Annotated in this window: 14 protein-coding genes; 7 read left to right on the top strand and 7 right to left on the bottom strand. The window is 68.3% G+C overall.

What is annotated here, in order from left to right; translation table 11 throughout:
* Nucleotides 1-458 precede the first annotated feature (458 nt).
* The 3 genes from lnt to FAB82_RS24955 are packed head-to-tail and all read left to right on the top strand — an operon-like array spanning nt 459 to nt 3,519.
* Nucleotides 459-2,147 carry an apolipoprotein N-acyltransferase gene (lnt, locus tag FAB82_RS24945; protein WP_211116845.1) on the top strand — a complete coding sequence of 563 codons (1,689 nt, stop codon included), beginning with the start codon at nt 459-461 and terminating at the stop codon, nt 2,145-2,147.
* Nucleotides 2,148-2,158: 11 nt separating this feature from the next.
* On the top strand, nt 2,159-2,947 hold the full coding sequence (locus FAB82_RS24950; protein WP_136537281.1) for a polyprenol monophosphomannose synthase: 789 nt from the start codon (nt 2,159-2,161) through the stop codon (nt 2,945-2,947).
* Complete coding sequence (locus FAB82_RS24955; protein WP_168801763.1) at nt 2,944-3,519, top strand: FxsA family protein; 576 nt, start codon at nt 2,944-2,946, stop codon at nt 3,517-3,519. Before FAB82_RS24950 ends, FAB82_RS24955 begins: the two co-directional genes overlap by 4 nt.
* Nucleotides 3,520-3,542: 23 nt before the next feature.
* Here FAB82_RS24955 and FAB82_RS24960 read toward each other — a convergent pair whose 3' ends face one another.
* Complete coding sequence (locus tag FAB82_RS24960; protein WP_136537282.1) at nt 3,543-3,884, bottom strand: RNA polymerase-binding protein RbpA; 342 nt, start codon at nt 3,882-3,884, stop codon at nt 3,543-3,545.
* A gap of 301 nt (nt 3,885-4,185) precedes the next feature.
* Nucleotides 4,186-5,538, bottom strand: coding sequence for an MFS transporter (locus FAB82_RS24965; protein WP_136537283.1), 1,353 nt, complete (start codon nt 5,536-5,538; stop codon nt 4,186-4,188).
* A gap of 109 nt (nt 5,539-5,647) precedes the next feature.
* Here FAB82_RS24965 and FAB82_RS24970 point away from each other — a divergent pair, with 109 nt between their 5' ends.
* Nucleotides 5,648-7,006 (top strand): Hsp70 family protein, encoded by a 1,359-nt coding sequence (locus tag FAB82_RS24970; RefSeq protein WP_168801764.1) that lies wholly within the window; start codon nt 5,648-5,650, stop codon nt 7,004-7,006.
* A gap of 65 nt (nt 7,007-7,071) precedes the next feature.
* On the opposite strand, the gene FAB82_RS24975 is transcribed toward FAB82_RS24970, so the two are convergent.
* The 5 genes from FAB82_RS24975 to FAB82_RS24995 all read right to left on the bottom strand — a co-directional run bounded on the left by FAB82_RS24975 (nt 7,072) and on the right by FAB82_RS24995 (nt 11,331).
* Nucleotides 7,072-7,629: a PadR family transcriptional regulator gene (locus FAB82_RS24975; RefSeq protein WP_136537285.1), complete on the bottom strand. Its 558-nt coding sequence runs from the start codon at nt 7,627-7,629 to the stop codon at nt 7,072-7,074.
* Between the two features lie 108 nt (nt 7,630-7,737).
* Nucleotides 7,738-8,184, bottom strand: coding sequence for a hypothetical protein (locus FAB82_RS24980; RefSeq protein WP_136537286.1), 447 nt, complete (start codon nt 8,182-8,184; stop codon nt 7,738-7,740).
* A gap of 117 nt (nt 8,185-8,301) precedes the next feature.
* A complete protein-coding gene (locus FAB82_RS24985; protein ID WP_136537287.1) occupies nt 8,302-8,865 on the bottom strand; it encodes a hypothetical protein in 564 nt (187 codons plus the stop codon).
* A gap of 32 nt (nt 8,866-8,897) precedes the next feature.
* Nucleotides 8,898-10,286, bottom strand: a complete 1,389-nt coding sequence (locus FAB82_RS24990; protein ID WP_136537288.1) for a UDP-N-acetylglucosamine 1-carboxyvinyltransferase — start codon at nt 10,284-10,286, stop codon at nt 8,898-8,900.
* A gap of 91 nt (nt 10,287-10,377) precedes the next feature.
* Nucleotides 10,378-11,331, bottom strand: coding sequence for a LysR family transcriptional regulator (locus FAB82_RS24995; RefSeq protein WP_136537289.1), 954 nt, complete (start codon nt 11,329-11,331; stop codon nt 10,378-10,380).
* A gap of 205 nt (nt 11,332-11,536) precedes the next feature.
* Between FAB82_RS24995 and FAB82_RS25000 the strand changes: the two genes are divergently transcribed.
* From FAB82_RS25000 to FAB82_RS25010, 3 genes are all read left to right on the top strand, one after another.
* A complete protein-coding gene (locus FAB82_RS25000) occupies nt 11,537-11,689 on the top strand; it encodes a hypothetical protein (protein ID WP_211116847.1) in 153 nt (50 codons plus the stop codon).
* 97 nt (nt 11,690-11,786) lie between these two features.
* Nucleotides 11,787-12,272 carry a CBU_0592 family membrane protein gene (locus tag FAB82_RS25005; protein WP_136537291.1) on the top strand — a complete coding sequence of 162 codons (486 nt, stop codon included), beginning with the start codon at nt 11,787-11,789 and terminating at the stop codon, nt 12,270-12,272.
* Between the two features lie 9 nt (nt 12,273-12,281).
* On the top strand, nt 12,282-12,929 hold the full coding sequence (locus tag FAB82_RS25010) for a response regulator (RefSeq protein ID WP_136537292.1): 648 nt from the start codon (nt 12,282-12,284) through the stop codon (nt 12,927-12,929).
* Nucleotides 12,930-12,934 lie beyond the last annotated feature (5 nt).

Genomic DNA, 12,934 nt, shown 5'->3' on the forward strand with positions numbered 1-12,934 from the left:
AAAATTGCCGGACCAAAAATGCGACCCGGTTGACGAAGGCGGCGCTGTTTGGCTTACGGTGGTCTGGTCCTCGGCGGACGACCACGACCGGAAGTCCGCCGAACGTCGGGGGCGACTCGACTTGCTTTGCTCCCACGCAGACTGGACAAGGTGGCAGCGCGGCCGCACTGCTACCGGCGGCCAGGTCCAGATCGCGGGGGTCGGCGGAGGAAGGCGAGCCGGTCGCCGGTGGTGGACCCGCAGCAGACGTAGGTGATCCCTAGACAACAACTCGCAGTTGATCAGCCAGATGGTTGCGAGTTGGTCCGAAGATCGCCAGCTGACGCCGCAGGGGACACCGGCCGTACAGGGACTGGGAGAAACCCGTGCGAGGGGCGTAGCCAGACACAGCTACGCCCCTTTGCCGTGCGGGCAGTACGCTTAGACCTCACTTGAAACATGAGCGAGGAGCGCCTCCTTTGATCACCGTCACCGACGACGCGACCGATACCGCGGACGAGGCCCGTCCCACCAGGTCACGCCGTCGCCTCAGCCTGATGGTCGACTCGCCGCTCGGGCTCCGCCTGAGCCTGCCCGCCGCGCTCGGAGTCGCCGCCGCCTCCGGTGGTCTGGCCGTGTTCGCCTTCCCGCCCTACGGCTGGTGGCCGCTCGCGGTGCTCTCCGTCGCCGGATTCGGCGTCGCCGTCCACCGCCGCCGCGCCCGAGGCGGCTTCGGCATCGGCTTCGTCTACGGCATGGCGTTCTTCCTCCCGCTCATCTCCTGGACCTCCACCCAGGTCGGCCAGTGGCCGTGGGTCATCCTCTCGGCGCTCGAAGCGCTCGGCCCGGCCGTCCTCGGCTGCGGGCTCGCGATCTGCTCGCGCCTGATCGACCGCCACCGGTGGATCTGGGCGCCGCTCACCGGCGTCGCCTGGGTCGCCCAGGAGGCGCTGCGCGACCGCCAGCCCTTCGGCGGCTTCCCGTGGGGCCGCTTGGCCTTCAGCCAGGCCGAGGCGCCCACCGCCGCGGCCGCCTGGCTCGGCGGCGCGCCCCTCGTCAGCTTCCTCGTCGCCCTCGCCGGCGGCTGTCTGCTCGCGGCCGCCTGGCGCCGCCCGAACTGGCGCAAGAGCGCCGCATTCGTCGCCGCCGCCGCGATCACCGTCATCGCCCCCAGCGCCCTCCCGATCGGCTCGACCGCCCCGAGCGGCGAGGAGATCAACGTCGCCCTCGTCCAAGGCAACGTCCCCCGCCTCGGTCTCGACTTCAACGAGCAGCGACGCGCCGTCCTCGACAACCACGTCGAGGCCACCCTCGAACTCGCCGACGCCGTCAACGAGGGCACCGTCGAGCGGCCCGACATCGTCGTGTGGCCCGAGAACGCCTCCGACGTCGATCCCGTCCACAACCAGGACGCTTACGACCTCATCAGCTCCGCAGCGGCCGCGATCGGCGTTCCGATCGTCCTGGGCGGCATCGTCGAGAGCGAAGACGGCGGCGATCCCGCCAATATGACCATCGTCTGGGACCCCGAAGCAGGCCCGGTGTTCATGTACTCCAAGCGCCACCCCGTGCCCTTCGCCGAATACGTCCCCTACCAGGACTTCTTCTCGACCATCGCCGGATGGATCGACCCGCGCATGTCCGAGGGCCTCGACATGGTCGCCGGATTCGAGCAGGGCGACAACCCCGGCATCGTCGAAGTCGACGACATCACCCTTTCGGGGCTCATCTGCTTCGAGATCGCCTTCGACGCCGAAGTGGCCAACTCGGTTCGCGATGGCGCCCAACTGATCAGCGTCGGCACCAACAACGCCACCTTCGACGTCGCCGAGGCCACCCAGCAGCTCGCCCAGGTCCAGCTCCGCTCCATCGAGCACGGCCGCGACGGCCTGATGGTCTCCACCGTCGGCGTCTCCGCCTTCACCGACCACACGGGAACCGCTTCACAGGCGACCGAGTTCAACACGGCCGCCGTGATCCAATCGGACCTGACGTTGTCGGAACAGTCCACTCCGGCCACCCAGGTCGGTATTCTGCCCGAAGTGGTCCTCACCACCGCAGCGTTGGCCGCCTTGATCGCAGGTATCGTCATCAATGTCCGACACCGCCGCAGCGGCAGCCGACCGGCAGACGAAGCCACTCCCGCTCCGGCGGAGTCGCAAACCTAGGAAGCACCGCCATGAGCTCCACACCGGACCGGACTCCCACCGGCAGCGACACCGGCCCGGCGCTCGTCGCCATCCCCACCTACAACGAGCGCGACAATCTCGGGCCCACCGTCGAGGCGGCCCTGGCCAGCCGCCCGGACATCGACATCCTCGTCGTGGACGACAACTCGCCCGACGGCACCGGCGACCTCGCCGACGAGATCGCCTCCCGCGAAGACCGCGTCCACGTCCTCCACCGGGCCGAGAAGCAGGGACTGGGCGCGGCCTACCTCGCCGCCTTCGCCTGGGCCGCCGAGCGCGGCTACCGCACCGTCATCGAGATGGACGCCGACGGCTCCCACGACCCGGCCGACCTGCCCCGCCTCCTCGCCGGACTGGAAGAGGCCGACCTGGCGATCGGCTCGCGCTACGTCCCCGGCGGCTCGGTCTCCAACTGGCCCTTCCACCGGCTCCTCCTCTCGCGCGGCGCCGGCGCCTACACCCGCCTCATGCTGGGCCTCGACGTCCAAGACGTCACCGCCGGCTACCGCGCCTACCGCCTCGACGCGCTCTCCAAGCTCGAACTCGACACGGTCACGTCCGTCGGCTACTGCTTCCAGATCGACCTGACCTGGCGCGCCGTCAAGGCCGGCCTGACCATCCGCGAAATCCCCATCACCTTCACCGAGCGGCGCTCCGGCGCGTCCAAAATGAACCTGTCGATCTCGCTCGAAGCACTGCGCAACCTCACCCGCTGGGGCATGGCCCACCGCACACGGCGGCTGCGACAAGCCTTGCGGCGTGGCAGAATCGAAGCGTGACCTACAGCCGAGAGCCGCAATCCCCGCCGCCGCGGCAGCGGGCCCCGTACCCGGTCCGGCTCGCGCTGGCCGCCTGGGTGATTCTGGAGGCTGCCGCGTTCTTCGGGCTGGTCTACCTGATCGGCGTCCTCTACACGCTGATGATCTTCATCGGCACCAGCTTCATCGGCATCGCGCTGGTGCAGTACGTGGGCGGCAAGTCCTTCCAAGAGGCCCGCGACTACCTCAACTCGGGCGGCGACCCGTCCAAGGAGCCCGCCAAGCACGGCTACGCGCTGGGCGGCGCGGTGTGCCTCATCGTTCCCGGCTTCGTGACCGACCTGATCGGCCTGCTGCTGCTCTCCCCGCCGACGAGGCTGCTGTTCCGCGGCCTGGGACGCTGGATCGCCGCCAAGACCCCGCAGGTGAACTTCGGCGCCAACTGGGGCGCACGCAGCGGCAGCGTCATCGACGGCGAGGTCATCGACGACACCGAGCCGCGAGGCGACGGGGGAGCTGACCCCGGGCGCGGCCGCCCCTCAGGGGACGACAAGCACCCGGGAGACGACAAGAGGCCCCGGCCAATCGAATGACCGGGGCCCGATAAGACGTTGCGTCAGCGCTCGCCGCGGCGGGCGCGCATCTCCTGAAGACGCTCGTCGAGGATGTCCTCAAGCTCCTCCATCGAGCGACGCTCCAGCAGCATGTCCCAGTGGGTACGCGGCGGCTTGACCTTCTTGGTCTCGGGCTCCTCGCCATCGACCAGCTTCGCCGTCGAACCGTCCAGGCGGCACTCCCACGTCAGCGGGATCTCCGCTTCGACGGCGAAGGGCACCTCGAAGCGGTGTCCCTGCGGGCACACATAATCGCGGGTCTGACGCGGGGCCAGCTCCGTGTTGCGGTCCGATTCGTAGCTGACGGCGCCGAGACGAGAACCTCTCAGCATTCTGTCACCCATGTGTTCCCCTGCACTTTCTTGAGCACTTGCTCGGAAAAACGCTGCTGACCCGCAAATCTATGGCTTGCGAGCTTCGTCGTGGCGGTCGGCGACCCCAGCGATCACGCCGAATCACGGGGTATCGCACTCATGCAACGCCGCGGCTGGCTCGATGCTTCCCGTGCGAACGTACGGCCCGCAAGCTTCGCCGTGGAGTCGACCCCCAAGTGTGGCCCGGCCTGGCCCGGCCTGCCACCCGACGTCCCCTTGAAGTGTGACACAACACCGTCTCAATTCGGCCGCTGTGAGCGCGCACAGTGGGTCAAATCCGCTGCGGCGGCGTGTTTCCCACCTCTTCGATCGCCCGCCGCATCGGCACCAGCGCAAACAGCGCCAGCCCCACCGCGAAGAACGCCACCAACCCGATCACGCCCCACCGCATATTCCCGGTCAACTGCACGACCAGGCCGAACATGAGCGGCCCGATCCACGACGTGCCGCGATCGGCGATCTGATACACCCCGAAATACGCCGCCTCGCGGCCGGCGGGAATCAGCTGGCTGAACAGCGACCGCGAGAGCGCCTGCGTGCCGCCCATGACGCAGCCCAGCAGCACTCCCAGACCCAGGAACGCCAACACGTTGCCCTCCGGCAGGAAGTACGCGGCGATGACGACCCCGCACCAGCCGACCAGCCCGCCCATCACCGTCCGGTACGCCCCGATGCGGTCGGCGATCCGCCGCATCCCCAGCGCCCCGCCGAAGTTCACGAACTGCACCAGCAGGATCGCCAGCACCAGCGCGCTGGCCTCCAGGCCGAGCTCCTGGTCCCCGTAGGTGCCCACCATTGCCAGGACCGTCGAGATCCCGTCCGAGTACAGCAGGAACGCCGCCAGGAACAGCAGCGTCTTCGGGTAGCGCCGCATCTCGGCCAGGGTCGTGCCCAGCGAGCGCACCAGCGACACCGTCGTGTCGATCACCGGAGGCCGGTCCTCCAGCCGCACCAGCGTGAACCAGGTGAACCCGGCCCACCACAGGCCCGTCGCCGCCAGCCCGTACTGCACCGCCGTCAGCTCCGAGATCCCGAGCGGCCCGGCGGCATTGATCGACACCAGGTTGATCGCCAGGAAGATCGCGCCCGACAGGTACCCGTAGGCCCAACCGGTCGAGGAGATCTTGTCCCGCTCGTCGGGCCCGGCCAACTGCGGCAGGAACGAGTCGTAGACGACCTGTGAGCACCCGTAGCAGACGTTCGCCCCCAGAATCAGCCCCGCCGAGAGCAGATAGTTCCCCGAACCGGCGCCGATGAACACGAACGCGAAGATCAGCGCCGAGCCGGCGAACGCGAAGCCGCCGAGCATCCGTCGCTTGTGGAAACTGCGATCGGCGACCGCGCCGATCAGCGGCAACGCCACAACGGTGATGAGCACCGAAGCCGAAGTCGTATACGCCCACAGCGAACCGATGGGCACCGCCGAGCCGAGCACGCCCACGCGCACCGAGTCGCAATCGGACTCGCACCCGACGGCCGAGGACGCCAACTGCGTCAGGAAGACGGTGCCCAAAACCGTCATAACGGAGGTAATAAACGGCTGACCAGCCCAGTCGTAGGCATACCAGCCGATCCGTTCGCGCCGGGTCGAGCGCGGGACTGTTTCATTGAGCACGCGCATCATCTTGCCAGCGGTGTGCAAACGGCCGCCGACGCGAGCGTGAACGGCCGACAGGGTCGCATCGGCGGAGAGCGCGACCAGTATGGTGTGGAAGCAGACAAGGAGTTCTCACATGCACGTGCTTGGAATCGATTTCGGAACCTCGAACACCGTCGCCGTGCTGCGCTCGGCCGATGGACGCGTACGCCCACTGCTGTTCGACGGCGCACCGATCCTGCCCTCGGCGGTGTACTACAACTCCGACGGGCGAATGCTCGTCGGCCGCGACGCCGAGCGCAACGCCCGCATGGATCCTGCCCGCTTCGAGCCCAATCCGAAGCGCCGCATCGACGACGGCTCGGTCTTCCTGGGCACGTCCGAGATCCCGGTGCCCCAGGTGATCGCCTACGTCCTCCAGCAAGTCGCCCTGGAGGCCCAGCGCCAGGCCGGGCAGATGCCCTCCCAGGTGCGGCTCACCCACCCCGCCCGGTGGGGCGAGCGACGCCGCTCGATCCTCATTGACGCGGCCCGCCTGGCCGGTCTGCCCGCGCCTCAGTTGATCCCCGAGCCCGTCGCCGCGGCATCCTATTTCACCTCCGTGCTCGGCACGGCCGTCCCGCCCGGGCGATCGCTGGCGATCTACGACCTCGGCGGCGGCACCTTTGACGCGACCGTGGTGCGCCGCACCCAGACCGGCTTCGAGGTCCTGGCGGAGGAGGGCGTCGGCGACGTCGGCGGCCTCGACTTCGACCACGGCATCGTCGAGCACCTCGGCAAGACCTACGGCGCCTCCCACCCCGACGACTGGAAGCGCCTGCTGAGCCCCGCCGACGACCGGGACCGCCGCTACCGGCGCATGCTCTACGAGGACGTCCGCGGCGCCAAGGAGACGCTCTCGCGCACCGCGAGCGCCGACATCCACCTGCCCGCCCTCGAGGTCGACGCCCACCTCACGCGCGCCGAGTTCGAGGAGATCGCCCGCCCGCCGCTGGAGCGCACCGTCGACTGCCTCTCGCGGGCCATCGCCGCCGCGCGTTTGAACCCGAATGACCTGGTGGGCATCTTCCTCGTCGGCGGTTCCTCGCGAATCCCGATGATCTCGCAGCTCATCCACTCCAAGGTGGGTGTGCCGCCGCAGACGTTCGAGCAGCCGGAGACCGTGGTCGTGGAGGGCGCGGTGCGCGCCTCGACCGGTCCTTCCCCCGACCAGCAGCAGTCGGCGCCGCCACTCGGCCAGACGTCCGGCGGCCCGGTCTCGCCCTCGGCCCACATGTCCGGGCCCCGGGCGCCGGTGCAGGCGCCGCAGATGCTGCCCCCGCAGACGCAGATGGCGCAGCAGCAGATGCAGCCGCAGGCGCCGATGGTCCAGCAGCAACAGCAACAGCAGCCGGGGAACCGCTCGACGATGCAGGAGCCGGCGGTGCTGGTGACCGGCGCGGCCGTGGTGATCCTGTTCGTCATCTTCTTCGTATTGCTGGCAGCGATCCTGTGATCGCGAGGCGCAGGCGGCCGGGCCGCCTGCGCCCGATCCCTTCCACGTTGGGGAAACCGCGCGGCTTAGGGGCTGCGCTGTGCCACGTAGCCGGAGCGGCGGTTGAGGTCGGCGATCTGGTGGTCGAGCCAGTCGATCTCGTTGAGGTTCACCGACCGGTGGATCTGCATGAGGCCCTTGCGGAAGGGCGATTCGAGCTGGTCGGACGGGATGGGCCGCCCGTCGCCGTCGAAGAACAGCTGCGTCGGCTTGTCGAGGAATTCGCGCCGGCGCGCGAGTACGAGCGCCTGCTCCCTGGGGTTCTCCAAGTGATGGAGGAACGCCAGGAGCACGTACCACTTGTTGTCGTCGGTGATGAAGCCCGGCTCCGGATTGCGCAGCCAGCGGCGCAGCTGGTCGGTGCCGTCCTGGGTGATCTCCAGCATGTGGCGCGGTGCGGCGACCGACCCGGGTGCGGTGCGGCGCGTGAGGCAGCCGGCGTCTTCGAGTTTCTTGATGGTGGGGTAGAGCGTGCCGTCGGCGATGGGCCGGACGTGCCCGGCCAGTGCTGCGACGCGGTTCTTCAGATCGTAGCCGTGGAGCGGGAAGTCCCGCAGGAATCCGAGTATGGCCATCTTCAGCATGCGTCCATTCTGGCATAACAAACAAGATATATCGATCCAGAGGTAAAGAACCTCTTTGCGGCCCAAGGAAATCTGATTCGGAGATAAGGAGCGCACCGGATCCGGTGGTCATGCGGGTATGTCGGGGAAGAACTTCCAGGCGTGGATGTCAGCGCACTCGTTGCCGAGGCCGACATCGGTTGCGACCGTTCCCAGCTCTTCCACCTGGGTTTCCTGCAGGTCCACTGTGAGGACGAAGAGCATGTCGGCTTCCGGGCCGCCTTGCCAGTTGGTGATGTTGTCGAGGGTCTCGATCAGCTCATCGAGGGGGGTGAGCCATTCGTCGGGTGTACCGTCCCCGTCGACCGTCTCCAGCTCCTCTGCCTGCCGACGGACCTCCTCCAAGGCGGCGAGCCGGTCCGGAAGGATCGCCATGGCGTCTTCGGCGCCCTCGTCATAGGGCCTCCAGGGGAAAGCGACGTCGACCCGGTTGTAGCACCGGGCGGCGGGGAGGAGTTCCGAAAATGCAATAAGAGATATATCGAATCCAAGGTAGTGAACCTCTCTCCTGGGCAAGCTTGCCCAGAAGCGGAAAGAAGGAGCACGGGCTTCGCCCGCGCACTCACCAACAAACACCTGCGCCCCGAAATCCCTGGCGGACAAGGGTTTTCGGGGCGTCTGTCGAACGGTGGGTCAGATGACGCCGAAGAATTTGAGGGCGAGGTAGGCGGCGGCGCCGAGGAAGGCGATGACGGCCAGGAGGACCAGCCAGCCGGCGGCGGCTTCGAAGATGCCGGGGTGGCCCGAGTCGCCGGTGGCCTCGGCGACCACGCCCCAGGCTTCGTCGCCGACGATGCGCATGGGGGCGATGGCCTTTGCGGGCGGGTACCAGGCGCGGGACTGGATCGCGGAGGCGGTGCGGTTGGCGGGTTGGAGGCGGCCACGGCGGTTGTACAGGAATATGGCCACTTCGGACTCGTCGGCGAGGGTGGCCACGGATGCCGGGGTGGGCATGGCGGTGTAGAGGCAGCGGCGCCGGTCGGGGGAGCCGGTGCCGATGATCATGGTGACGTCCGCGGTGGTGGCGGTTTCGCTGGGGGCCTTGACGGCGGCCACGGTCCGAGGCGATTCGACGGCGGCGGCCCACTGGGGGCTGTCCAGCGGCTCGGCCTCGATGCGGTCCAGGTGCTTCAGGTGCGCTCGGAGGAGGCTGAGGAGCGCATAGGACTGCGGGGGAACATCGGGCACCAAGTTCATGGAGGCAGTGTCACATATGAACGTCGGACGCGTCACTCGCGCGGCAGAGCTGTTCCGCGCGAGACAGGTTCATCGGAGTAGAAGACCTCGATTTCGGCGCCGAGTTGGATGAGGCGCTCGGCCAGCTGCTCGTAGCCGCGGTGGATGACGTTGACGTGTCGCAGTACCGAGGTTCCCTTGGCGCGCAGCATGGCCAGCAGCAGGACTACGGCAGGGCGCAGCGCGGGCGGGCAGACGACCTCGGCGCCCGACCAGCGGACCGGTCCGTCCACATAGATCCGGTGGGGATCGAGGAGGCGGACCCGGGCGCCGAGCCGGTTCAACTCGGTGAGATAGATCGCGCGGTTCTCGTAGACCCAGTCGTGAATGAGGGTCGACCCCTCGGCGCAGGAGGCGATGAGTGCGAAGAACGGCAGGTTGTCGATATTGAGGCCCGGGAAGGGCATCGGGTGGATCTTGTCGATCGGGGCGTGCAGTCGCGAGGGGTAGACCGTCAGGTCGACCAGGCGGGTGCGGCCGTTCGCTGCCAGGTATTCCTCGTCAGTCGAGTAGCGCAGGCCCATCTCCTCGGCGCAGGCGAGTTCGATCTCGACGAATTCGATCGGGACCCGGCACACGGTGATCTCCGATTCGGTGACGATCGCCGCCGAGATGAGGCTCCAGGCCTCGATCGGGTCTTCGGAGGGCGCGTAGTCGACGGCGACGTCGATGTCCCGCTTGCCGTGGACGGTGATCGTGGTCGTCCCGACCCCGTCGATGCGCACCCCGCACTGCTCCAGGTAGAAGCACAGGTCCTGGACCATGTAGTTGCAGGAGGCATTGCGGATCGTGGTCGGCTCGGGGTGCCGGGCGGCGGCCATGATCGCGTTCTCGGTGACGGTGTCCCCGCGTTCGGTCAGCACGATCGAGGTGGTGTCGCCGGGCTCCTTGACCGAGGCGTGGTAGCACCCGTGCGAGGTCTCGACCGACAGCCCGAAGCGTCGCAGCGCCACCATGTGCGGCTCGACGGTCCGGTCACCGAGGTCGCAGCCGCCGGCGAAGGGCAGTTCGAACTCGGGGTAGTCGTGCAGGAGCGGGCCGAGGAACATGATGATCGATCGGGTGCGGCGGGCCGCGTCGGCGTCGATGCGCGACAGGTCCAGGCGGTCGGGCGGCGTCAGCTCCAGGTCGCCGTCCTCGCCGAGCCAGCGGTACTGCACGCCCATGCTCGCCAGGACCCGCAGGATCCGGTTGACCTCCTCGATGCGGGCCACCCGCCGCAGCGTGGTGGTGCCCTTGTTCAGCAGGCTCGCGCACAGCAGCGCGACGCCGGCGTTCTTGGAGGTCTTGACGTCGATGGACCCCGAGAGCTTGGTGCCGCCGCGCACCCGCAGGTGGACCGGCGCCGTCGCGGGCGGGGGACCTTGCACGCTTTCGAACATGGCGCCAGACTAACGGAGCTCCCCGCCCGGCAGGGCCGTTCGAGCCCGACGATTCCGGCCCACCGAGGAATGTCTTGGGGCCATTGCGGGCTCAGCCCCGATCCGGGACCTCTTCGACCTCCTCGGCCGGAGCGATGCCCTCGGCCTCGCGCACGAACTCGTCGAGCAGCTCCATGACCGCCGCGACCGCCGGGCGCCGCTGGCCCCCGCGCAGCGTGACCGCCCGGAAATGCCGGAACGGCGTGAACGGACCGCTGACGGGCACCCGTACCAAATCCAGGTGCGGCGGCAAGTCGACCAGGCGGGGGATGAGCGCCACACCCATCTGGTGCGCCACCATGATCGCGATGACCGTCCATTCGCGAGCCTCACCGACGACGGTAGGCCGGAACCCCGCGTTCGAGCAGGCCGTCAGCACGTGGCGGCGGTGTATCGACCCGGGCACGCCCAGGACCCACGGTTCGCGCTCGAGCTCCCGCAGGTCCACCTCCTTGTGCGAGCCGTACGAATTGGCACTCGGCACGACCAGGTCGAACGGGTCGTTGAACACCGTCTGCGAATCGAAGCGAATGTCCTCCGGCGGCGGATTGTCCGGGGTGGCCTCCACCAGCGCCAGGTCGGCCTCGCCCGCGAAGAGCAGGTCGAAGCTCTCCGAGGCCTCGGTCTCCCGCAGGCGCAGTTCCAGGGCCGGGAAGCGGTCGCGGGCCCGGTCGACCAGCGGCGCCAGCAGCGTCGCGATCGCGGTCGGGAAGCCGCACAACCGCAACAGCCCCGAGGGTTCGCCCTCAGTCGCCTGGAGTTCGGCCTCGGCCAGGCGCCACATGGCCTCGATCGCGTCGATGTGAGCAAGCAGTACCTGGGCGGCCGAGGACAGCCGGACCCGGCGGCCCACCGGCTCCAGCAATGGCACACCGAGCTCTTTGGACAGTAGACGGATCTGCTGTGAGGCGGCGGAAGTCGACATATGCAGGGACTTCGCCGCCCCCGAGACGGTCCCGTGGTGGGCGATAGCCCGCAGCACATGCAGACGACGCAAGTCGATCACGGACGCACCCCCGATGATTAAGCCTTCACTTCACGATGAGTTTCGCAAACTCGCGCGGCGCCGGTGTTGTCCCCCGCTGGAATGAGGTCCTACGCTCGATATAGCGCGGGCGAACCGTGCACAATCCTTATTTTTTCCCGGAACCCTGTGAGGAGGAACGGCCATGCAACGCTGCCCATTTTGTGGTTGGCCCGATGACGATCCCGTGACTACCGTATCGGTGCATCCCACGCCGTCGGGCGTGACCATGTGGACCCGGTGCGTCTGCGGGTCGCTCCAGACCAGGGTGCTGCGCGGTTCACGCGCGGTGATCTGCGCCCGGAGCCGTCCGGCCGACCAGGCCGCCCCCACGGTCTAGGCCGCTTCACACCTCTCTCCCCACGTGAGTGCTCGTCGAGCACTTCGCGCGAACAACCCTGCCTCCTGAAAATACCTGCGTTCCCAAAGAAAAGGTCATGGAGTTCTCCGACTTCCGTCTCGCGCTGCAGCTCATCGGAGCTGTCCTCTCCATCGTCCAGTACCTGCTGGTCCAGACCAACCGGCTCAAGGCCACCGAGCCGGTGGCGCTGCTGATGCTCGTCGGTGCCAGCGGCACGCTGCTGGGTTCGGCCGTCATGGGCCTCGACTGGGGCCTGATCCTGCTCCAGACCGCCTGGCTCGTGATCATCTTCGGCACGCTCTTCGTGCACTGGCGGGCCGCGCTGGCCGCCGCGGCCTCGGCGGAGGCCGAGCCGGCCGCCGCCGTGTTCGAGCCGCTCGTCGCCCAGTCCGCCTTGGCCGAATTCGCCGAGCCGGAGTTCGCTGAGCCGGTCTACCGCGATTCCGTCTACGCCGAAGCGGCTCACAGTGAGCCCGTCTACGTCGAGCCGGCCTCCTCACCGCCGGTGTACGTCGAACCGCACATCACCGGCGAGCTCGAACTGGTCGGTGCCGCCAGCTAACCTTCTGTTGTGACAATCCGAGTGTTGATCGCGGACGATCAGGAGATGGTGCGGGCGGGGTTTCGCGCCATCATCGACGCCCAGCCCGATATGGAAGTCGTGGCGGACGCCGCCGACGGGGTCGCGGCGGTCGCCGCGGCTCGCAAGCTCCGCCCCGACGTGTGCCTGTTCGACATTCGCATGCCGCGTCTCGACGGCCTCGAGGCCACCCGGACGCTGCTGGCCGGTGCGAACGGCACCGGCCCCAGGATCGTGGTGGTGACGACCTTCGATACCGACGAGTACGTCTACGGTGCGCTGCGGTCGGGTGCGACCGGATTTCTGCTCAAAGACTCCGGCCCGACCCTGCTGGTCGAGGCGGTGCGTGCGGCCGCGAGCGGCGAGTCACTGGTTTCGCCGTCGGTGACGGTGCGGCTGCTGGAGCGGTTGACCGAGCCGGTGGCGGCGGGGCCGGGCGCGAAGGACATCCTGACCGAGCGCGAACTCGACGTCGTCGAACTCGTCGCGCGCGGCAAGACCAATGCCGAGATCGCCGAGACTCTCTTCGTGTCCGTCTCCACGGTCAAGACGCACCTGGAGGCCATCCGCGCCAAGCTCCAGCGCCGCAACCGCGTGGAGATTGCGGCGTGGGCCTGGGAGCACGGTGTCGTAGGCTGACGCAT

The sequence above is a fragment of the Glycomyces buryatensis genome, from assembly GCF_004912275.1.
Classification (GTDB): Bacteria; Actinomycetota; Actinomycetes; order Mycobacteriales; family Micromonosporaceae; genus Glycomyces; species Glycomyces buryatensis.